The following is a 22339-nucleotide window of genomic DNA, read 5'->3' as shown; positions in this document are numbered from 1 at the left end:
CATGCGTGCGTGGCGGCCTGTTCGGCCTCCCCTTCCATCATCAGGTAACCGGACACATAGCGGGCGGGCACCTGCATTGCGCGAGCAGCCGCGATAAAGACGTGGGCATGGTCCTGACAGACGCCAGTCTTCTTCTCCATCGCCTCTTCGGCGGTCGTTTCCGTGTCGCTGGTGCCCGGCATGTAGTCGATCGCCTCGTGGATGGCTGCCATCAGCGCATGCATGCGGGCGAGTTCGCTATCGCCGTTGACGGTCCTGATGAGGTCCTTGATGAGCTTGCCGGGCCGGGTGCGCCCCGTGTCCCGCAAAAACAGCCACAGCGGGCAATAACCGGTGTGCGGACCAGTCACTCCGTTGCGATTTTCGGTTTCAACTTCGCCCTCGGCGACGATGCGCGTCACCTGTTGTTCGCCCTCCAGCGAGACAAGGTTCACGTGGTTGCCGAACTGGTCGTCGTATTCCACCTCGGGCTTGGCGCCTTCGACATGCAACGACCAGTTCAGAACCTTCTGCCCGAAGGCACTGGGCGGCGTCAGCCGCAGGCGCTGCAGCGAAAAGTGCGCCGGCTCGTCGTAGCGGTATTCGGTGACATGGCTAATCTTCAGTCTCATCTCATGCCCCGCTAAACGTAGAACCGGTAACCCTCGGAAATTTCGATACCCAGCTGGTTGTTTCGATTGACGAAATCCTCGAGGAACTCGTGCAGCCCCTGGTCGATGACATCCTTGATCTGCCTTGCTTGCAACGATGTTCGGATGGCGTCCGCCGTATCATGGGCAGGCAGGCGTTCACCGCCGTAGCTGCGCGAAATGTAGCCGAGGTTGCTGACGATCTTTTCGTAGCAATAGGCCAGCGAACGCGGCATCTGGCCGTTGAGGATCAGGAAGTCGGCGATGTTGACCGGTTTGTATTCCGCATCGTAGGCCCAGCTATAGGAGCGATGCGCCGAAACCGAGCGCAGGATCGATTCCCACTGGACGTTGTCGATGGACGAGCCGACCTGCGAAACAGAGGGCAGCAGCACGTAATATTTCACGTCGAGAATGCGGCTCGTGTTGTCGGCCCGCTCGATGAACGTGCCGATGCGGGCGAAGTTGTAAAGCTCGTTCCTCAGCATCGAGCCGTGGAACGCCCCGCGGGTGAGCCCCGCCCGCCGCTTGATGACATCGATGACCTCGGGCATCTCGGCCGCCTTGAGGCGCTTGGAAAGCAGCCCCTTGAGCTCGATCCAGAATTCGTTGGTCGCCTCCCAGGTTTCGCGCGTCAGCGCCGTACGGACCATGCGCGCATTGTTGCGGCCATAGTCGATACAGGACATGACGCTCGACGGGTTCGAGCGGTCGCGCAGCAGGTAGTCGATCGCATCGGCCCGGGTAATCTTGGAGTGAACCTCCTCGTAGGCCTCTCGAACGCCGGCACTCTGCAGCACGCCGTCCCAGTCATCATCGCCATCACCGCTTCTGGTCAGCGACATGCGCAGCCCGGCATCGATAAGGCGCGCGATATTCTCGGCGCGCTCAATGTAACGGAACATCCAGTAGAGTCCGTTTGCAGTTCTTCCGAGCATCAGTCCTCCAATACCCAGGTGTCTTTGGTGCCGCCGCCCTGGCTCGAATTGACGACCAGCGAGCCTTGCTTCAGTGCGACGCGGGTCAGACCGCCGGGAATGATCTGTACCTTGTCGGACACCAGCACATAGGGACGCAGGTCCACGTGGCGCGGCGCAATCCCCTTGTTGACGAGGATCGGCACAGTCGAAAGCGAAAGCGTCGGCTGGGCGATATAGTTGGCGGGCTTGGCCTTCAGCTTTTCGGCAAAGTCGGCGCACTCCTTCCTGGAAGCCGTCGGGCCGACAAGCATGCCGTAGCCGCCCGAGCCGTGGACCTCCTTGACGACGAGTTCGTCCAGATGCTCGAGCACATATTTCAGGCTGCCGGCTTCCGAGCACCGCCAGGTCGGCACGTTCTCGAGAAGTGCCTTCCGGCCGGTATAGAACTCGACGATCTCCGGCATGTAGGAATAGATCGCCTTGTCGTCGCAGATGCCGGTACCGGGCGCATTGGCGATGGTGATGTTGCCCGAGCGGTAGACATCCATGATGCCGGGAATGCCGAGCGCGGAATCGGCCCGGAAGGTCAGCGGATCGAGGAAGTCGTCATCGACGCGGCGGTAGAGCACATCGATCGCCTCATAACCGCGCGTCGTGCGCATCTTCACCTTGCCGTCGAGGACGCGCAGATCCGCCCCTTCGACCAGCTCCACGCCCATCATGTCGGCGAGGAACGAATGCTCGTAATAGGCGGAATTGTAGATACCGGGCGTCAACACCGCGATGCGCGGCTTGCCCTTGCAGCCGGGAGGGGCGAGCGAGGCGAGCGATTGGCGCAGCAGATACGGATAGTCCTCGACACGCTGAACCTTGTTCTCGTGAAAAAGCTCCGGGAACATGTGCATCATGGTCTCCCGGTTCTCCAGCATGTAGCTGACGCCGGAAGGCGTGCGGGCATTGTCCTCCAGCACGTAGAACTGATCTTCGCCGGTCCGCACGATATCGGTGCCGACGATATGGGTATAGACGCCGCCGGGCGGACGGAAGCCGATCATCTCGGACAGGAACGCCTCATTCTTCTCGATCAGTTCGCGCGGAATGCGGCCCGCCCGGATGATCTCCTGCTTGTGGTAGATGTCGTCGAGAAAGGCGTTGAGCGCGATCACCCGCTGCTCGATGCCCTGCGCGAGCTTGCGCCACTCGCGGCCGGAGATGATGCGGGGGATGATGTCGAAGGGGATGAGTTTTTCGGAGGAGTCCGCGTGTCCGTATACCGCAAAGGTGATGCCGGTCTTCCGGAAGATGTTTTCCGCGTCGCGCGATTTGGCAATCAGATGCGCCCTGTCCTGGGCATTGTACCACTCGAAGTATTTCTCATATGGCTGACGGGGACTTTCGTTCCCGGTGATCATTTCATCGAACGCCAAAGGTGTGGCTCCCCTTTTTCTGTTCATTTGAATACAATGCAAAGGGCAATGCAAGAACCATGCAAAGTGGAACGGCAAGGCGTATTCAAATGCCAAAACCCGTGAAAAATCGGCGGTCGGCAACGGCACGAGGCAAAGGCGCAAGAACCCGCTTGGGGTATGGCGGCCAAAGTCTGGGCATGTGATTATTTTCCGCTCGGGATCCTGCCCAAATAGCGGCTACTCGGTCGGCGCTCTGCGCTCCCTAGGGCTCGTTTCGCCAGCGCCGACGCAGGTCCAAACGGATTGGCCGAGAATATCAAGCCCGCTGATCGCAAGAACGGCGGACTTTTCCATTTTGGAGATTGAAGCGCAGGAGAAGCTAGGCTAAGAACCACGCATCGGACAGGCGATTCAAACCGCCTCAGGCATGCACCCGTAGCTCAGCTGGATAGAGTGTTGGATTCCGATTCCAAAGGTCACAGGTTCGAATCCTGTCGGGTGCGCCACCACTTTCCTAATCTGCATCGCCACATAAGTGCGGACTCGCTCGCACCCTCAGTTCGCGGATTCTGACCACCATAAACGCGGACTAGCGTCTCCGGAAGGCCTTCGACTGGTCGTCACGCGCTGCATTAGGCTCGAATCAGCGGATCGTTCTTGGTCGCCTCTAGCTTAGCGTCGTTCGCCTCGATCCAACCTTCGAGCTTTTCCGTGAGAGCGGGCCAAACGTCATTGTACTCATGGTGGAACGTGCTCATGCATAGTTCCATCGACCCAAGGTGCCGGTCGCCATACAGCTCCATCCAACGGTTCGAGAAATGCGTCTCGTACTCGTCGTGAGCGATCTTTGAATAGCCGGCCACCATGCCTTCGTAGTTCGGATGAGCACTTTCAGACAAGATAGCATAGAGCTTTTCTATGCCGGGATAACGCTTGTCGGATTTTTGAAGGATCGTCACGATGTTGATGGACTGATGCTCTGTCGAACCGTCCCGCGACCCGAGCAAAAGCACCGAGGTCTTCTCGCCGAAGGCATGGAAGCTTATTTTGCAGTCGAGCACCTGTTGCATGAGTTGGTTGAGGTAGATCAGCGTGGCGAGCGACTCGAAGCCGCTCCGCAGCAGGATGCGTGCGCCGAGGCCATGCCCCTGCTGATGTAGCGCGTAGGATTGCGTCATCAAATCGTGCAGCCGCCAGAACACGGCCTCACGCAGCATCCAGACTCGAAATGATGCCTTCCACTTGTACGCAACGGGGTTGCGAGACAGCAGACCGCCAACCGGAATGCTCGACAGGAGCGCGGCCCTCCAGTTGGCAAGGTTCTGTTCAACGGCGTTCATGTTCCCAATTACCACAGGTAGCGTATCCAAATGCAAGTTGTTGGAGCCGATCCCGAGCACCTTTGCTAGTGGGCCCACAATTTGGTCAACGAGAGAGGGGGCATCGAAATGGTGGAGATCGAAGAGACGGGGATCGAAGAGACGCGCTATTCCAACATCGGCGGCCAAGACGTCACTACGAATTATATTGGTCCAGCAATTACATAGGAGTTCCCAGTTTCATCTCGTCGGATGCGCCAAAACTCCCAACGCAATGATTCTTATGCCCATTCGAAAAACGCTCCGGAACAAAAGAGAGAACTTTCAGCCGCAGTGTCTGAATTGCGACCTGGGCGCGGCCTCCGTTCCGACTGAAATCGTTCGTGAAAACGCGCTGACAAAGTTGCGTTGAGAACCCGAGAGACCGCTTTCGCGCTGCTCCAGTTTGGTCAACGAGGATGCCGGCTGAGCCGCAAAACATCAGCAGGCTGCAGTCGTCCGTATTTGGGCAGGAAGCGGGTATATGTCGGACAACGCCGGGTCGGCGTGGATGACCCAAAGCCGACTTAGTGGGTGCTTCGCGGAGCGTTGCAACCATTTGCGTCATCGCGCCAAACCCTCAGCGACAGCGCTCGCCGGTACCGGGGCGATCAGCGGCTCTCGCGCGCGTTGCACAGGGCTGTTCTATGGCTGATCGAGAGGCTTCGCCTTTCCTGCCTCACATTCCGGCAGTCGCAGAGGTTTGGCGAGTTTCGCCAGTGTCTCGGGCTTGGCGCACGCCGGGAAGCCAGCTAGCGGCATTGTCTCTATGAACCGACTGCGCTCCATTGCGCTCAGGCCGGATTCATTGATCATGCTCTCGACAGTCAGGTCCGGGTGCCGCTTGAGAGTTTCTACAACCGAAGCATTCGCCTCATCGGTTCGACCCAGTGCCGCGAGGGAGCTGCTACGCACCACCCAATTCCACTTTTGGTAGTTGTTAGGCGTCATGCGGTCCAGCATCTTCACCGCGTCCTCATACCGGCCCGCCATAAAATAGGCAGGCGAGAAGAAGTTGGACGTCCACATTGGATAGTTCGGGTCGAGCCGCATTACCTGGTCGACCATTTGAGCGCCGCGTTCGGGTTCACCGAAGCGTGCTGCAAAGCCGGAATAAAAAGTGAGGATTTCGGACGAACCGGGAGCTAGACGAAGGGCCGTGTCCAGCTCAGCCTTGGCGCGGCCCATGTCGCCCTTATTAGCAAGGCTCATACCAAACACCGCGTGTGCTTCAGCGTCGCTCGGATCAAGCCGCACCGCGCGTTCGGCTACATCGGCAGCCGCCTTGCGGTTGCTCTCGGGATCGACACCAAACACACCCAATAGATCATGAGCATGGTAAAGTTCCACCCAGGCCCGTGCCAGCCCCGGGTCCAGCTCGACGGCGCGGTTGAGAAACGTGACGGCCTCCTCCGCATCCGCTTTGGTGAGCTTTTCAATATTCTCGGACCCGAGCAGATAGTAATCATAGGCATTCAGGTTTTCAGGCCGTTTACGTTTGGCTGCAGCCCGCCCGGCTTCTTGAATCAGTCCGACTCCGCCGCCGAGGCGGTTCGTGACCTGCTCTGCGATTTCGGTCTGAACGGCGAACACGTCCTCAGCGGGCCGGTCCCAATTCTCCGACCAAAGATGGTGGCCGTTTCTTGCGTCGATCAACTGTGCTGTGATCCGTACCCGGTCCCTCTGCCGCTGGATCGAGCCTTCCAGTACAAAGCCGACATGGAGCGCACTTGCGACCTGGCGGGCATCCACTGGCTTGCCTTTATAAACTTCCGTCGAATTCCGCGCCACCACCTCGAATTCGGGAAACCGCGCGAGGTCGGTGATGATGTCCTCAGTCAGGCCATCGGCCAGACGCCCGCTGGCATCGTCGCCGCCATAATTGTTGAAGGGCAGCACTGCCACCGACGGCTTGCCGCTCAAAGGCTCGGGCTGCAAGAACCACCAAACCCCGCCGCCTGCCAGAGCCAGCGCCACGATCGCCGCCGCAGCCGTCTTGGCCCAGCGCGGCATCATTCCGAGAAGCGGGCGACGTGCCCGTTTGCCGTCGAGTCTCAGCCGATACATCCGCACCGGGCGGCTGATGTTCTTGACCTGCGGCTCGCCGGCGAAATCGAGCGGCCAATCGAGTTTGCCCTGGAGATGATCGTATGCCGTCCCCGACACCATCACGCCGCCCGGCTCTGCCAACTGCTCCAGCCGCGCGGCGACATTCACGCCATCACCATAGACATCGCCATCCACCAACGCCACATCGCCCAGATTGATCCCGACGCGGAATACGATGCGCTCAGCCTCCGGCAGGTCGGCGTTGCGCGCGGCCACGGTATTCTGAAACTCCGCGGCGCAGGCAACCGCATCAACCACGCTGTCGAAGGCGACGAGCGCGCCGTCACCCATCAGCTTGATAACGGTGCCATGGCGCTGGGAGATGGCGGGATTGATCAGGTCGGCGCGGATGGCCTTCAGTCGCTTGATGGTGCCGGCCTCATCGGCCTCCATCGCCTTCGAGTAGCCTACCATATCCGCGGCTAGGATCGTGAGCAGCTTCCGGTCGAGCGCGGGGGTACTCATCATCGTTGCCTTGCATGAACATGCAATATGCCGGGAGTCTACACCCATCGAAGCGCCGCAACTAGCACACCGCCAAAACGGCATGTCTGCTTGTGACCCCCATCGCTTCTGGCCTTTCCGACTTGCGGTTTTTCAAGAGCTTGGCCCACCGACAGGACCGCGCTGGTGAAAGCGAGGGTTGGCGGGCGTTAACCGAACGTTAACGGCTATTGACTAACAGTCCCACAGTAGCGAAGGTTCGTGCGCAGCCTTGACCGCCGATTCGGGGGACTGGCTGTTGTAGCGCGAAGACGTTCGCGTTGACTGGCGTGGGGATCAGGGCCGATGGCTCTGGATGCATGATGCCCTTCCAATGCGCAGGCTCGTCCGAGCCATGTTCTCTGCAAAAATCGCGTTTCCTTCGCAGCAACCACGCGATGGCGGCGTCCGTCTGAGCTGGCGAAACCCCGAGCAGCACGGAGCTGGCCTGGTCCAACACAGGGAGGGCCTGATTGGCCCACTCGCCCGGAGCGCGCAGGTAACGACGTTTTTGATCCGTTAGCAAATCCGGGGCGCGTCCATGACAACAACCATCCCTACGCTGTCCATCAGCCAAATCCGGAGCCTTTCCACGGCTTCGATCGCCGCGTGGACTACCGAGGATGCGGCAGCCCTCAGCGCTGACCAAGTCAAAGTCCTCAACGCGCGTCAGATCGCTGCTATGGGTGCGGACAACGTCCACACACTGAGCGCGCAACAGATGAGCGCCGTATCGCCGGGCGCCATCGTCGGCTTGACGGCCGACCAGTTGGCGGTTCTGTCCGCGCAGCAAATCCAGAGCCTGTCCACGGGACAGGTCGCAGTCCTTTCCGCCGGCCAGATGACAGCACTGGACAGCAATCAGGTCGCTGCCTTCACCAGCTCGCAGATCGGCGCCTTCAGTCTCAATGAAATCCACGCCCTCACGCCGGAAGACATCGCGACCTTCACGACCGACGAGATTGCGGCGATCAGCACCAGGACGCTACCGGGCTTGTCCACCGACGCCGTTGCGGCTCTTTCCACCGATCAGGTCCACGCACTGACGACCCGCCAGGTTTCCGCGCTGACGACCGCTCAGCTCGCGGCATTTTCTGGCGAGCAGATGGGGGCTTTGAGCACCACGCAGATCAGCGCACTGACCTCGCGGCAAACCGTAGGACTGGATGTCACGGCGCTCTCCACCGAGCAGACTGCCGCCCTTTCGACGACCCTGATCGCCACGCTTGGAAGCAACCAGATCGCAGCCCTCTCAGCCGACCAGGTGGACGCCCTGACGAGCGCCCAAGTCGCCGCGCTGTCAGTGGTCGAACTTCGGGCCCTGTCGCCGGAAGACATCGCAACCTTTACACCCGACGAGATTGCGGCGATCAGCACCAGGTCGCTGCCGGGCCTGTCCAACGATGCCATCGCGGCTCTTTCCACCGACCAGGTCCATGCGCTGACGAGCGGCCAGATTGCCGCGCTGACGAGCGGCCAAATCGCGACGCTGTCATCCGAGCAGGTTGGTGCCTTGAACACCACGCAGATCGGCGCTTTGACATGGCGGCAAGCCCCTGGACTAAATGTCACGGCCCTCTCGACCGACCAGACCGCCGCCCTTTCGGCGAGCGTGATCGCGGCACTTGGAAGCAGCCAGATCGCCGCGCTCTCAACCGATCAGGCGGCCGCCCTGACGAGCGCGCAAATTGCTGCGCTGACTTCAATCGAGCTGCGTGGCCTGTCGCCGGAAAATGTCGCAACCTTCACGACCGGCGAGATCGCCGCGATCAGCACGCGGTCGCTATCGGGCCTGTCCGCCGACGCCATCGCCGCCTTCTCCACGGACCAGATTCATGCGCTGACAACCGGCCAGATCGCCTTGCTGACGAGCGACCAAATCTCCGCGCTCTCATCCGAGCAGGTCGGCGCCCTGAGCACGACACAGATCAGCGCCCTGACCTCGCGCCAAGCCCTGGGGCTGGATGTGACTGCGCTCTCCACCGACCAGACCGCCGCCCTGTCGACGGGCGTGATCGCGGCACTCGGAAGCAGCCAGATCGCCGCCCTCTCAACCGATCAGGCCGCTGCCCTGACGAGCGCGCAAATCGCCCGACTGACCGCGGCCGAACTTGGCGCGCTATCGCCGGATAACCTCGCGACCTTCACGACCGCCGAGATGGCGGCGATCAGCGTGCGGGCGCTGCCGGGCTTGTCCACCGATGCCGTCGCGACCCTCTCCAGCGACCAGATCCACGCGCTGACAACCAGCCAGATTTCCACGCTGACGACCGTTCAGTTCGCGGCGCTGTCATCCGAGCAAGTCGGCGCCTTGACCACGGCGCAGATCAGTGCCCTGACATGGCGGCAAGCCCTCGGCCTGGATGTCGCGACACTCTCGACCGATCAAACCGCCGCACTGTCGACGACCCTGATCGCAGCACTCGGAAGCAACCAGATCGCCGCCCTGTCAACCGATCAAGCGGCCGCCCTGACGAGCGCGCAAGTCGCCGCCCTGACAGCGGTCGAGCTTGGCGCCCTGTCACCGGAAAATATCGCAACCTTCACGACTGACGAAATCGCGCTGATTAGCATCAGATCGCTGCCGGGCTTGTCCACCGATGCCGTCGCGGCTCTCTCCAGCGACCAGCTCCACGCGCTAACGGCCCGTCAGGTTGCGACGCTGACGACCGTTCAGCTCGCAGCGCTGTCATCCGGCCAGATGGGCGCCTTGAGCACCACGCAGATCAGTGCCCTGCTCGCGCGGCAAGCCATGGGGCTGGATGTCACGGCGCTCTCGACCGATCAGACCGCCGCCCTTTCGACGGGCCTGATCGCAGCACTCGGAAGCAATCAGATTGGCGCTCTCTCAACTGATCAGGCGGCCGCCCTGACGAGCGCGCAAGTCGCTGCCCTGACGGCGCTCGATATCAGGGGCCTGGAGTCCGAAGACATCGCGACGTTCACGACCGGCGAAATCGCGGCAATCAGCACCAGGGCGCTGCCGGGTTTGTCCACCGGCGCCGTTGCGGCTCTCTCCTCGGATCAGCTGAACGCCCTGACGACCGCCCAGTTTGTGGTGCTGACGAGCGACCAGATCGCCGCGCTGTCACCCGAGCAGGTCGGGGCCTTGAGCACCGCGCAGATCAGCGCCCTGACCACGCGGCAAGCGGCGGGACTGGATGTTACGGCGCTCTCGACCAGCCAGACCGCCGCCCTTTCCAACCGCCTGATCGCGGCGCTCGCAAGCAGCCAGATCGCCGCCCTGTCGACGGATCAGGTTGCCGCCTTGACGAGCTCGCAAATCGCGGCACTGACGGCGGCCGAGCTTGGCGCCCTAGAACCGGAAGACATCGCGACCTTCACGCCCGACGAGATCGCGGCGATCAGCACGCGGTCGCTGTATGGCTTGTCCACCGATGCCGTCGCGGCCCTCTCCACCGACCAGATCCATGCGCTGACGACCAGCCAGATTGCCAGGCTGACGAGCGACCAGATCACAGCACTGTCATCCGAGCAGATCGATGCCTTGAATTCGACGCAGATCCAGGCGCTCTCGGCCGCACAGATCGCGGCGATGCTGGTGGAGGACATCCAGACCTTCACGACGGACGAAATCGCGGCGATCAATACGAGAGCTCTGCCGGGCCTGTCCACGGCCGATATTGGGGGCCTGAGCAGCCAGCAGCTGGACGCCTTCACGTCAGCGCAGGCGCGGGCACTGAATTCGGCGCAAGTCGATGCGGTAATCGCAGCCTATGCGGAATTTGACGGCTCCTGACCGCTTCCAGAACGCCTCACCCGGCAAGTCAATGCTCTCAGCGACAAGTAAAGATCATAAGGCACCTCTTGCGAGGCAATATAGACGGGCGGCATGAAAGCATGTCGCCCGCTTCTATTCGACCGACCCAAATATGGGCCGCGGCAAACAAAAACAACAATCCGGAATCCGGGCGGCAGTTAACCCAAATTTAAAATCTGCGGAATAATCATGTCTCAGAACGCGGAAGGCAAAAGCTGCGCGCACCGGCACTTTCAAGCCAATCCCGGTGACATGGCATTGCTACTCGCTTTCGAGGGCGTGGGAATCAGAGACGTGTTGCTCTGGATGCATGATGCCATTCCGATGCGCTGGCTCGATCGAGCCATGTTTCACCTAGCATAGTCCTCTGTCGGAGGGTGATGTCCGAGATCGGCGTCGCCGCGGCACAACTAACCTTGGGGTACATCCATGTCAGCCGTTTCCTTTGTACAATCTCTGACCGCCAACCAGGTCAAATCTCTTTCCGCAACTTCGATTCAGAATCTCAGCACCGCCCAGCTCGCTGGCCTGAAGACCACTCAGGTGGCCGTGCTCAATTCAACTCAGCTCGGCGCAATCAGCAGCGACGACATCAGCTCGCTGGGCACGACAAACCTCACCAGCCTGTCGACGGGCGCTCTTGCCGGATTGAAGCTCGACCAGCTCCAGGCAATCACGAACGGCGTTGCGGCATTCAGCTCGACCCAGGTTGCCGGCCTGTCGACCGCTGTCATTTCCTCGCTCGACAACACCGACCTGGCAAACTTCGACTCGGCTCACCTGCAGGCCCTGAAGTCCACGCAGGTTTCGGCCCTTCAAGCCGATGAGCTTTCGAGCACCCAGGTCGGCTACCTGCTGAGCTCGCAGGTCTCTGCGCTGAGCAGCGCCCAGGTCAGCGTTATCGACAGCGCCGCATTCGGTACCTTGACGAGCGGCCAGCTTGTCGGCCTCAGCACGGCTGGCGCCGCTGGCTTGACCTCGGACCAGCTCCTTACGCTGAATAGCGCCGATCTCAACGCGCTCAATACGAAGACCCTGGCTGGCCTCTCCGCTGCCAACGTCGCATTGATCGCAACTGCGGACGTCGCCGGTCTCGACGCGGCCCACATCAAGGGCCTGACGACCGCCCAGGCTGCTGCCCTCACCTCCGACCAGGCAACCGCTTTGACGACCGATCAAGTCTCGACCCTGTCGGCGAACCAGATCGCAGCGTTCGATGCCGGCGACTTCGCAGGCTTCAGCTCTGCTGATATCGGTGCCATCAGCCTGACGGCCATCAAGGGCCTGGGTTCGGACGATATCATGGGTCTGACGGATGCGCAGCTCGACGGCATCACGGACGCCCAGGTGCCGTCAATGTCGACCGACCAGACTGCCTGGGTCCTCGCTGCCTACAACGACACGACCGTCCAATAATAGACAACGGCGCGGCTTCGGCCGCGCCGCAACACTTCATTCGATGTTGCAAGAGCGGGCGGCGCGCCAAGGCGCCGTCCATTTTTCGTTCTCGGCGGACTGCCATTCCGCCTCTTCCAAGACAACCAGCCCCGCGCAAGGCAGGGCCGTCAATAAAGGACCAGGCCCTTTTGCGCCTGCAGTCTTCGGCCACAGCGCCGTTTTGTCGAGGGAAAGGCATGACCGTCAATACAACAATCGCTTCCAGTCAGGCGTCGCCGCTTGCAGATATGTTGCTGCAAGCGCGTAATCAGCAGATGTCTCTGACCGCATTGTTCCAGGCCGCAGAAGGCTTCGCCGGCGTTGGACTGTTAGCGCAAGCGGCCGACCTCTACAAAACCTGGATCGCCTTCAACGATACAAATCCGCTGCTGCACATGGCCTGCTTCAATTATGCTGTCTGCCTGCGCAACATGGGCGATGTCGCGGGTGCGATCCAGGCACTGCGCACCTGCCTGAAACATGAGCCCGCGTTCGGTCCCGCCCACATCAACCTCGGCCGCGCTCTGGAAGACTGCGGCCTGATTGGTCAGGCCGTCCGGCAATGGCGGAACTTTGCGGAAGCAACCGACGAGATCACGCCTGACCGCCTCAGTCATCGCGTGATGGCGCTCCACCATACCGGTCGTGTGCTGGAAACCGCCGGCCAGCTGGCGGATGCGGAAGCCGCCTTGTGGCAGGCGATCGAGCTGCAACCCTCAAAGCTGGAAGCGGGCCAGCATTGGACCTCGCTGCGCCAGCATCAGTGTAAATGGCCGGTTCTTACCCCATCGATCCATGTCTCAGCCCGTCAATTGCTTGATACGATGTCGCCGCTGACGCTCGGCTGCTATGCCGACGACCCGCTTTTCCAGCTCGCCAAGGCTTATCGTTACGGCAAGAATCTGGTCGGGCGGCCCGACACCAAGGGTTTCCCGCTCAAGCCGGCGCGGCTCAAAACGGGATCCGGGCAGCGCCTGCGCATCGGCTATGTTTCTTCGGATTTGCGCCAGCACGCGGTCGGCTTCGCTCTCTGCGAAGTTTTCGAGCTGCATGACAAGAGCAGCATTGAGATCTTCGCCTATTACTGCGGCGAGCCTCGGTCCGGTGATAAGACACATGACCGCATCAGGGCGGCCGTCCATTGCTGGCGCGATATTGCAGCACTGGGCGATCTCGACGCAGCGAAACAAATCGCCGCCGACGAAATCGACGTTCTTGTCGACGTCAATGGCTATACGAAACATGCCCGGACCGCCATCTTCGCCTATCGCCCGGCGCCGGTCATTGTCAACTTCTGCGGTTATCCCGGCACGATGAGCAGTCCGTTTCATCAGTATATGATTACCGACCCGCAGATCGTGCCGCCGGAGAACGAAATCTATTACACCGAAAAGGTGCTGCGGATCGCTTGTGACCAGCCCATCGACCGTAAGCGGGAAATTGCTGAGCGACCGAGTCGGGCTCAGGTCGGACTACCGGAGGATGTTTTCGTCTATGCCTCCTTCAACGGGATGCAGAAGATCACCGCCGAGTGTTTTGCACGCTGGATGAAGATTCTTTCGGCAACGCCGGGCAGCGTGCTGTGGCTGCTTGGCGGCAGCGAGGATGTCAACCAGCGCCTGCGCGAGGCGGCCGCGCAAAGCGGTGTGGCACCCGAGCGGCTCATTTTTGCTGCGAAGGCGCACAATCCGCAGCATCTCGCGCGCATCGGTCTTGCCGATCTCTTCCTCGACACCTTCCCCTACGGGGCGCATTCCACTGCCGCGGATGCGATCACTATGGGATTGCCTGTCCTGACTTTCCCGGGAAAAACCTTTGCCGCACGTTTCTGCTCAAGCATCGTAGCGGCGGCCGGCATTCCGGAACTGATTTGCAGCACGCCGGACGAATATGTGAGCCGCGCCATCGCCCTGGCGCACGATCGAAAAAGCCTCACGGCAATCAAGGACGCCTTGCAACGCAATCGTGAGACCAGTGTGCTGCGCGATATTCCAGGCCTTGTACGCCGTCTCGAAGAGCTGTTCTGGCAGATGCAGGGTGAAACTGAGCGCGGCGAAACACCGGTCCCTGACCTACGCAACCTCGACGTCTACTACGAGATCGGCGCAGAACTTGTCCTCGCAGGCGTCGAGTTCGAGGATGATCGCGCCTATCGGCGGCGGTATCTCGAAAAGCTCGCTCAGTGGCACGACTACGCGCCGCTCCCCCGCGATTCTCGCTTATGGACCGAACCGGCCGCTTAACGGAATGACCAAGCTCCGCCATCAGTCCCGCAAATTGCGGCGTGGCGCTCAAACAAGAAGATCGGACCTGTAGGATGATTGAGAAGTATCAGCGCTACGCAAGCATCGCTGACTCTGTAGAGTCGACCATAACCACAATTCGCAATTTGCCGATCTCACGGTGCTACGACACCCAATTCATCGAGAAACAGCTAATACCGGAGCTGGGTTTGAATGACGAGTATCTTGAACAGCAACCGGCAGAGCTGCGTGAATTCTTCGGTAAGGGACTGCATCTCTGGCAGTACCCCTCTCAGCTCGCCAGGTATCTCGTCTGGCTAACGCACAATGCAAAGCATATTCGCAACTACACGGAAATCGGCTGCCGATGGGGCGGCACATTCATTCTCGTCAATGAATGGCTGAAGAAGATCGGAGCTCCGATTGATTTTTCGCTCGCCATAGACCCGATCGAACCAACTCCGTTTATCAAGAAATACATTCAAATATCTTCCACGCCGGTTCACTACATACAAAACCTGTCAACCTCGAGCGAGGTGGTTGACTATCTCTCGGTATTCAAGCCGCAGATGGTATTTGTTGATGGGGACCACTCACTTCAGGGCGTGATGTTCGATCATCTGCTTGTCCGCAACGACGCTGAAATTATCGTGCATCACGACATTGCTTCTCAAGCATGCCCGGGAACAACCTTGTTCTGGAGCTACGTCAAAGAAGCGGAGTCCGACTTCAACTCTTGGGAATTCAAACAGCAATACGATTCGGTCGCGGGCAATTTTCTGGGAATCGGCGTCCTGAAAAGGAAGTAAGCCGCGTCGACGTGGATGGGCTGCGGATCCTTGTGATCCTGATGACGCGAATGCAAACAACGAAGACACAATGGCTCCGGTTATAGATACGATGGCTCCGGTTATACTTGTTACCTTTGCGGGCAGGCAGAAAAGAATGGAAATCCTGACCCAGTACATCCGTTCCGCAATGGATGCAGGGATCATTGACGAGTGGCACGTCTGGGACTTCACCCGCTCGCGGGAGGACCACGAATGGGTGACACGCGAATTCGGCCCGGTCCGGTACATGGGCGCGGCTGCGTCCTACCAATCCAGGGGATCGGTGGCTCCCAATCAACCTCTCCGCCTTAATGCGACGATCACCAACGACCTTCACATTGCAGTCGTTCCGAACGATGGCGGTGATACTTATTTCGAAATCGTTGTCGGCGGCTGGAGCAATTCGCACTCGGTCCTCCGCAAGCTGCCACGCAGTCAGCTCAAGGGTTTCGATCGCGACAACGCGCAGGCGATTTGGAGCAAGCCCACTCCAGCGATCCTGTCGCCGGGGGCTCCCAATCAAATCGTCCTCAACATTGATGCAGCGGGAGTCCCTTCGCTGCATGTCAATAACGTGGCGATCGGCCACTGGCCGGAGCTTGACCTTTCGGCGGGTGCCTCCATCATGCTCCGCGGCGGGTGGGGTGCTGATCTGGGATTGGGCGGCATACGATCGCGCATACAACGTTTCGTCGGCAATCCGAACGAGCAGATACCCTATTGGCAGGCCTATGATTTCTATGCCAAGCGGCTGCAGACCTTTTCGAACTCGATATTCCTCAAATGCGATGACGACATCGTTTATGTGGACATCGAAAAGCTCAGCGAGTTCATCGAGTTCAGGCGAACCAATCCGAAATATGTTGTCGTTTCCGCCAATGTCGTGAACAACGGCGTATGCGCCTATTGGCAGCAGGTTGCGGGCTCAATTCCCAACCAAGTCGGCCATTTCGAACGGCCGCCCGGCGGTTTTGGCGGCAGTCTTTGGCAAAGCGCGGAGCGCGCCAATGAACTGCACGACTATTTTCTGCAAACGGAAGACAAGCGCCTGCCCTTGCCAGCCAAGGTCATCGATTGGAACGAACGTCAATCGATCAATTTCATAGCCTGGCTCGGAAGAGACCTGATCCACATGGCTTTGCCGAAAGGCGATGACGAACACGCTCTGACAGTTGGTTTGCCGACCTTCCTTAATCGACCGACCGCGATTTATGCGGACTTTACCGTAAGCCACTTGAGCTTCGGACCACAAGAAAAGGGACTCGATCTGGATCGCTTGATCGGTGCGTATGATGCGCTCATGCGCGCTAAGCTTTCATTAGATCCCGCCAAACGTTGAGCCCTGAGATAGGACTAGTCTGCAAATGCGCGTGAATGAAAAAATCCTTATCGTGGGCGCAGGACTTTCGGGCGCGGTCATCGCGCGCGAACTGGCACAGGCGGGCCATGAAATCGAGGTCATCGATGCCCGCGACCACATTGCCGGCAATTGCCATACGGAACGCGACAAAGAGACGGGGGTCATGGTCCATATCTATGGCCCTCACATTTTCCACACGGATGACGCCGAGGTCTGGAGCTATGTGAACGGTTTTCAGACGTTTCTACCGTACAAGAACCGCGTCAAAACGACGAGCGACGGTCAGGTTTATTCCCTGCCCGTCAATCTTCACACGATCAATCAGTTCTTTGGCAAGAGCTTCAGGCCCGACGAAGCTCGCCAGTTTATTGAAGAACAGGCCGACGGCTCCATAGCAGATCCGGAAACCTTTGAAGAGCAAGCCCTCCGGTTTGTCGGGAAGGACTTATACGAGGCATTCTTCAAGGGATATACGCAAAAGCAGTGGGGCTGCTCACCAACGGACCTGCCGGCTTCCATCCTGAAACGGCTCCCGGTGCGTTTCAACTACGATGACAACTATTTCTTCCATAAGTACCAGGGCATGCCGGAGAACGGCTATACCGATATGATCGGACGTATTCTCGATCATCCCAACATCACGGTAAAGCTCGGAACGCATTTCGACCGTGCTCAAAGCGCAGACTTCCGGCACGTCTTCTATTCGGGTCCGCTTGACGGCTATTTCGACTATGAGTTCGGCCGGCTCGGCTATCGCACCCTCGATTTCGAGCGCTTTACGTATGAAGGTGACTACCAGGGCTGCGCAGTGATGAACTATGGGGATGTCTCGGTTCCCTACACGCGTATCACTGAACACAAGCATTTTTCTCCCTGGGAGAATCATGCGGGCTCTGTTTGCTATAAAGAATTCTCCCGCGCCTGCAGCCCTGAGGACACTCCCTACTACCCAATTCGCTTGGTCAGGGAGAAGGAGCAGCTGACCGACTATGTCTCGCGCGCCGAACAGGAAAGCTCCGTCACCTTTGTAGGACGGCTTGGCACTTACCGTTATCTCGATATGGATGTGACGATTCGCGAGGCTCTCGACACAGCACGGCTCTATCTTTCCAAGAAGGCAGAGAGCGCTTCGATGCCGGTATTCCTGCATTCGCCACTTTGACTGGAAATCACACGTAGCCGCGCGGTGCTTTCGGGCGCCGGTCTGCTCATGTCTCGCCTTTCCCGTCAGGAAACTTGACTTCGCGTCATTCGCCAGCTAGCGAAATCGGTCAATTGAACGAGCTGCAGAATTTCAGACCCGTGGACCGGGCGTGCTGCAGCACAAGGCATCCGGCTCGGTCTGCCCGCGGTGCCAAAGCCCGAAGCGTTCGTAGACCAAAGCCAAGGATCAGATAAAATGGCGGAGAAAGACCTGAGCAAAGTGCTCCACATCGAACGTAAGGACGAGGTGTTCAGCGAGGACCACCCGGTTGGGGACTTTGCCTTCGACGCCACGGTTGCCGGTGTTTTTGATGACATGGTGAGCCGGTCAGTGCCCTTCTATGAAGAAATGCAGCGCATGGTCTGCGAACTGGCGCGGGATTTCGCACGGCCCGGCACCAATCTTTATGATATCGGCTGCTCGACGGCGACCACGTTGCTGATGCTCGATACCTTTTTGGATGAAGGGGTCAAGTTCATCGGCATCGACAACGCACCGGAGATGCTGGAGAAAGCCAAAGTAAAGATCCAGCAGGCAGAAACCAGCAGGCAGATTGATCTGAGGGTCGGCGATCTTCACCAGGGCCTGGCGATGACGGATGCCAGCGTCGTCACCATGCTGCTGACGTTGCAATTCGTCCGCCCGCTTTATCGTGAGCGCGTGATCAAGCAGATCTACTCCGGATTGAATGAGCAGGGCTGTCTGCTTCTCATTGAGAAGCTCACGAGCGAGGACACCATGTTCAATCGGCTTTTCATCGACCACTACTACGATTTCAAGCGCCGGAACGGCTATTCGGAAATCGAGATATCGAAAAAGCGCGAAGCCTTGGAGAATGTGCTGATCCCCTACCGCCTGGAAGAAAATGTCCAGCTGCTCAAGGAGACAGGATTTCGCCAGATCGAGGTCTTTTTCCGCTGGTACAATTTCTGCGGAATTATCGCGGTCAAATAGGCATGGGTCATCAAATGAAGAAGACGATGATAAGCATCGGGAATTTTTTCTTCCAGTTCCGCAATCAGGCATTCCCCGTGATGATCGTGGGGTTGCTGCTGATGGCGCTGCCGCCGACCGAGATATTTGGCAGCGCCTTTCTTGAGGAAGGGAAAGATCTGATTGCGCTCGCCGTTGTGCTTGCGGGCTTGATCTTGCGCGCCATCGTCATCGGTTATGCCTATATCCGGCGGGGCGGCCTCAACAAGAAAGTCTATGCCAAGGATCTGGTAACAGGGGGGATGTTTGGCATCTGCCGCAATCCCCTTTATGTCGGCAACATGCTGATCTACAGCGGCTTGTTCCTGGTGCATGGCAGCCTTTGGGTGGTGGCTGCCGGCATCGCATTGTTCGCCTTCATCTATCAGTGCATCATTTACGCGGAAGAAGCGTTCCTCGAGGACAAGTTTGGCGATGGGTATCGAGCCTATTGCCGGGATGTGCCGCGCTGGATGCCGCGTTTCGGCAAGTTTGCCGAATCCACCGAAGGCATGGAATTCAATTTCAAGCGCGTCATCGCCAAGGATTATTCGACAGTTTGCGCTGCTTTATTCGCTGTGGTTGCGGTGGAGGCTTGGGAATATCTCGCCGCACCGAATCCGACCCTACATGTCGGCTATCTGTCTGTCCTGATCGCATTGATGGCCGCTCTCGGTGTACTCGCCGGAGCCATCAGCTTTCTCAAGAAGCGCGGCGTTTTCCACGAAGGCAAGGCCGCCTAGGGTGTCGCGAGCCTAAGCAGACGTCCGGGACGCGCTTGCGGAATGACCCGCCATGCTTCCCGAGGGGAAACTGCAGCCTCGACCGCGTGCTCGCGTCTTGCGCGGCTCTACTGCAGTGTCGCCGCCGGCTGCTCACCCATCGCCGTGACAAGCCGGTCAAGGTTGACGGTGTAGCAGAAAAGCTCAAACAGCGTTCCGGTCACGTAGAGTGTCGTGGCAGATGTCCGGCTCTGCATAGCTTGACCGTCCAGAGGCGCGGCGGATCGGCCTTTACTGAAGGAAAACGCCATCAAATGAGCCTCGGAGCCGCTGTCCGGCGCTGAGTGAGCGTCCGGCGTCGGCGCCGTGGTCCAGCCTTCCGAAATACGATCCGGGAACAGCTTCAAGGGGATGAGCTGGCTTTCGATACGATTGGTTTCCTGTGTCATGGTCGTAATCCTCAGTAGGCACGCGGCGGAACGAAGAGGCAAATCGTGCGCCCTGTGGGCTCGCCAGCCACCGTGCATTGGTGAAAATGCCCGTCCGGGCTGTCCTTGATGCGAGTATCCCGGGACATGATGAGCTCTCCCGTGAGCTTGATGACATAGCCGCGGGGGCCTTCGAGAACCGCTTGGTCTGTGACTTCGCGGCAATCCATGCCGCTGCAGCACGAAAACGGATATGTCCATCCGTTAGGCTGCATCGACGTCGGCTTCGCATCGTGCGCGGCTGCGGGAGCAGCGGTCAGGACTGCAAAAAGAATAGCTGCGGGCTTACTCATGATCTTACCTCGATGGTAATAGAGCCGGCTTCCGTGTCCAAATGTCCCTTCGATCAAGTGTGTCCGCTGCGAGCATTCTCGTCGTCTTTTTCTCGAAACAACCCACGAGGTATGCTGGTTCCATTCGGGATCGATCGAGAGAAACTGCCCCACGGCAGAAGCATCTTGAGAATAAAGGCCCGCTCCCGGCCTGACTATTGAACGGGAGGAAGCATCAGGCACCAACGAGAAGGGTATGACCTATACGGGGGTCTATGTGCTTTTATGCGGCTGTGCGATAATCGTTGAGCATCCGTGATGGCCTCGTAAACCGGCCGGGATTGCATCATCAGCGGTTTTCCGGCGCTCACTATCCGCGAAAATGCCGGCCGGGGAACTGATCTGTCTGGGAGACGTTCGGCACGATCAGTTACGAGGTCCCATCATGCGCAGCGCCGCCTATTTGTTATCCGTTGCTCTTGCCGGTGTCCAACCACTTGCGGCCACCGCCGCAGAGATCGACTTTATCAAGTCGCTCGCGGGAAATTGGAACGGCGCTGGCACAGTGCTGACGCGGATCGGCAGCAGTCCGATCAACGTGAACTGCAGCTTCGCAACAACGGCAGGTGCGTTCGACTTTTCGATGAAGGGCAACTGCCGCGGCTTGCTCGTCATTCGCAAAGCCGTTTCAGCGGATCTAAAGGTGAACGGCGATCGCTACACGGGTACATATGTCGGACCGTCCGGCCTGCCGTCCGCACTTTCGGGAAGCCGCCGCGGAAACGCGATCAATCTTTCCGTCCGGTGGCCTCGCCCCGTCAATGGCGACCGGAATGCAAGCATGACCATCGAGAAGGTCGGAGCGGAGGGCCTGCGTCTCAGGACCGTCGACCGCGATCCGGCGACTGGAAAGACGGTTGTCACGAGCAGCATCGATCTCCGACGCCAGTAAGCGAGCCCGACAGCTTGTTTGCCCTTCCTTGCACAGCGCCGCGAGATTAACCCTTGCGCTGCTGGCAGATCAGACAGCACGCTTGCCTTCCGCATCGAGAACCTTTTCGCCGTCTTCCTTGGTGAAGGCGCCCTTATGAGTACCGGGCAGGATATCCAGAACCAGTTCCGACGGCCGCGCCAGACGCGCACCGAGCGGCGTCACCACGAAGGGACGGTTGATCAGGATCGGATGCTTCAACATCGCATCGAGCAGCTGATCGTCCGTCAGGGCAGGATCATCGAGCCCGAGTTCCGCATAGGGCGTGCCCTTTTCCCGGATGGCCTGGCGGACGGTCAGGCCCGCATCGGCGATCATCTTGACCAGCTCCGCGCGAGACGGCGGCGCTTGTACGTACTCGATGACCGTGGGCTCGATCCCGGCATTGCGGATCATCGCCAGCGTATTGCGGGACGTGCCGCAGGCCGGATTGTGGTAGATGGTGACGTTCATAGCTTTGCCTCGTTCGATAGGGGTCAATCTAGCCCGCGACCCGGGCGATCCGCCCGACACACGGCCCTTGTCGACTTGCTGCGTCGCGGTAGCCGGATCCCACCAATTATTCAATGGCCATTGCAGCTTATCTGCTGCTTCGGGGTTGCAGCAAGCTGCAACGGCCAGGCAGTGGATGAACCCTTCATTAACCATGTTTGGCCTATCTTCAGCCAAACCAAGGGGGATGGTGGGTGAAGGGGCGAACTGTACTAACTCGCAGCGCGGCATGTTTTGTGATCGCGTCGGCCTTAGCCGGCTGCGTGGTCGGGCCGGATCATACGCCCCCCGAGATGCCGCTTCCGGGCAAGTTCGCTGAGGGTGGCGCCAAGAACATCGGCGACGTTGCGACGGTGCAGTGGTGGACGGCGTTCCGCGACAAGCAGCTCGACAGCCTGGTGGCCCGCGGCATCGACCAGAACCTCGACGTGCTGCAGGCGATGGAGCGCATCAACGCCGCCTCCGGCAATGTGACGGTCGCCGGGGCCGGCTCGCTGCCGAGCCTGGTGGTCGGCGCCTCGCAGACGGTCTCCGGGCAGATGGGCTCGCGCCGCAACCAGGTCGGCGCCACCAACACCTCCGAGGGCGATGCCAATATCTCCTGGCTGCTCGATCTCTTCGGCCAGTACCGCCGTTCGA

General features: G+C 59.4%; 17 protein-coding genes, 1 tRNA gene and 1 pseudogene. 11 read left to right on the top strand and 8 right to left on the bottom strand.

Going from position 1 to position 22339, the window contains the following annotated elements:
• From ACPYOJ_RS28235 to ACPYOJ_RS28225, 3 genes are all read right to left on the bottom strand, one after another.
• Positions 1–611 (bottom strand): transglutaminase family protein (locus ACPYOJ_RS28235; RefSeq protein WP_481419194.1); only part of this gene is annotated, 611 nt, incomplete at its 3' end.
• Between the two features lie 11 nt (positions 612–622).
• The gene (locus ACPYOJ_RS28230) at positions 623–1567 is read right to left on the bottom strand and encodes an alpha-E domain-containing protein (protein ID WP_168830351.1); all 945 of its coding nucleotides are present in this window, start codon (positions 1565–1567) and stop codon (positions 623–625) included.
• Entirely contained in the window at positions 1567–2976 is a 1410-nt protein-coding gene (locus ACPYOJ_RS28225) for a circularly permuted type 2 ATP-grasp protein (RefSeq protein ID WP_481419193.1), read from the bottom strand. Before ACPYOJ_RS28225 ends, ACPYOJ_RS28230 begins: the two co-directional genes overlap by 1 nt.
• 411 nt (positions 2977–3387) lie before the next feature.
• Here ACPYOJ_RS28225 and ACPYOJ_RS28220 point away from each other — a divergent pair.
• Positions 3388–3464, top strand: a tRNA-Arg gene (locus ACPYOJ_RS28220).
• Between the two features lie 126 nt (positions 3465–3590).
• Here ACPYOJ_RS28220 and ACPYOJ_RS28215 read toward each other — a convergent pair.
• On the bottom strand, positions 3591–4466 hold the full coding sequence (locus ACPYOJ_RS28215; RefSeq protein ID WP_481419192.1) for a hypothetical protein: 876 nt from the start codon (positions 4464–4466) through the stop codon (positions 3591–3593).
• Positions 4467–4961: 495 nt separating this feature from the next.
• Complete coding sequence (locus tag ACPYOJ_RS28210; protein ID WP_481419191.1) at positions 4962–6890, bottom strand: adenylate/guanylate cyclase domain-containing protein; 1929 nt, start codon at positions 6888–6890, stop codon at positions 4962–4964.
• A gap of 559 nt (positions 6891–7449) precedes the next feature.
• On the opposite strand from ACPYOJ_RS28210, the gene ACPYOJ_RS28205 reads away from it, so the two are divergent.
• From ACPYOJ_RS28205 to ACPYOJ_RS28170, 8 genes are all read left to right on the top strand, one after another.
• The gene (locus tag ACPYOJ_RS28205) at positions 7450–10668 is read left to right on the top strand and encodes a beta strand repeat-containing protein (RefSeq protein WP_481419190.1); all 3219 of its coding nucleotides are present in this window, start codon (positions 7450–7452) and stop codon (positions 10666–10668) included.
• Between the two features lie 450 nt (positions 10669–11118).
• Positions 11119–12105, top strand: a complete 987-nt coding sequence (locus tag ACPYOJ_RS28200) for a hypothetical protein (protein WP_481419189.1) — start codon at positions 11119–11121, stop codon at positions 12103–12105.
• 218 nt (positions 12106–12323) lie between these two features.
• Positions 12324–14369 (top strand): O-linked N-acetylglucosamine transferase, SPINDLY family protein, encoded by a 2046-nt coding sequence (locus ACPYOJ_RS28195; protein ID WP_481419188.1) that lies wholly within the window; start codon positions 12324–12326, stop codon positions 14367–14369.
• Positions 14370–14443: 74 nt separating this feature from the next.
• Positions 14444–15178 (top strand): hypothetical protein, encoded by a 735-nt coding sequence (locus ACPYOJ_RS28190; RefSeq protein ID WP_481419187.1) that lies wholly within the window; start codon positions 14444–14446, stop codon positions 15176–15178.
• Positions 15179–15269: 91 nt separating this feature from the next.
• Positions 15270–16538 carry a DUF6250 domain-containing protein gene (locus ACPYOJ_RS28185; RefSeq protein WP_481419195.1) on the top strand — a complete coding sequence of 423 codons (1269 nt, stop codon included), beginning with the start codon at positions 15270–15272 and terminating at the stop codon, positions 16536–16538.
• A 25-nt stretch (positions 16539–16563) separates the two neighbouring features.
• On the top strand, positions 16564–17721 hold the full coding sequence (gene glf / locus ACPYOJ_RS28180; protein ID WP_481419186.1) for a UDP-galactopyranose mutase: 1158 nt from the start codon (positions 16564–16566) through the stop codon (positions 17719–17721).
• Between the two features lie 189 nt (positions 17722–17910).
• Entirely contained in the window at positions 17911–18717 is an 807-nt protein-coding gene (gene cmoA / locus ACPYOJ_RS28175) for a carboxy-S-adenosyl-L-methionine synthase CmoA (RefSeq protein WP_481419185.1), read from the top strand.
• 14 nt (positions 18718–18731) lie between these two features.
• A complete protein-coding gene (locus ACPYOJ_RS28170; RefSeq protein WP_481419184.1) occupies positions 18732–19478 on the top strand; it encodes a methyltransferase family protein in 747 nt (248 codons plus the stop codon).
• A 107-nt stretch (positions 19479–19585) separates the two neighbouring features.
• Here the strand turns inward: ACPYOJ_RS28170 and ACPYOJ_RS28165 are convergent, their stop codons facing one another.
• Both ACPYOJ_RS28165 and ACPYOJ_RS28160 read right to left on the bottom strand, forming a co-directional pair.
• Positions 19586–19906, bottom strand: a complete 321-nt coding sequence (locus tag ACPYOJ_RS28165) for a hypothetical protein (protein ID WP_481419183.1) — start codon at positions 19904–19906, stop codon at positions 19586–19588.
• Positions 19907–19917: 11 nt separating this feature from the next.
• The gene (locus ACPYOJ_RS28160) at positions 19918–20238 is read right to left on the bottom strand and encodes a hypothetical protein (RefSeq protein WP_481419182.1); all 321 of its coding nucleotides are present in this window, start codon (positions 20236–20238) and stop codon (positions 19918–19920) included.
• A 424-nt stretch (positions 20239–20662) separates the two neighbouring features.
• Between ACPYOJ_RS28160 and ACPYOJ_RS28155 the strand changes: the two genes are divergently transcribed.
• Entirely contained in the window at positions 20663–21169 is a 507-nt protein-coding gene (locus tag ACPYOJ_RS28155; protein WP_481419181.1) for a hypothetical protein, read from the top strand.
• A gap of 69 nt (positions 21170–21238) precedes the next feature.
• On the opposite strand, the gene arsC is transcribed toward ACPYOJ_RS28155, so the two are convergent.
• On the bottom strand, positions 21239–21661 hold the full coding sequence (arsC, locus tag ACPYOJ_RS28150) for an arsenate reductase (glutaredoxin) (RefSeq protein ID WP_481419180.1): 423 nt from the start codon (positions 21659–21661) through the stop codon (positions 21239–21241).
• 332 nt (positions 21662–21993) lie between these two features.
• Between arsC and ACPYOJ_RS28145 the strand changes: the two are divergent.
• A pseudogene (locus ACPYOJ_RS28145) lies at positions 21994–22339 on the top strand (efflux transporter outer membrane subunit); the annotation flags it as partial.

Source organism: Rhizobium sp. SVR5-9E, from assembly GCF_056755095.1.
This window is presented reverse-complemented; position numbering and strand designations above follow the sequence as displayed.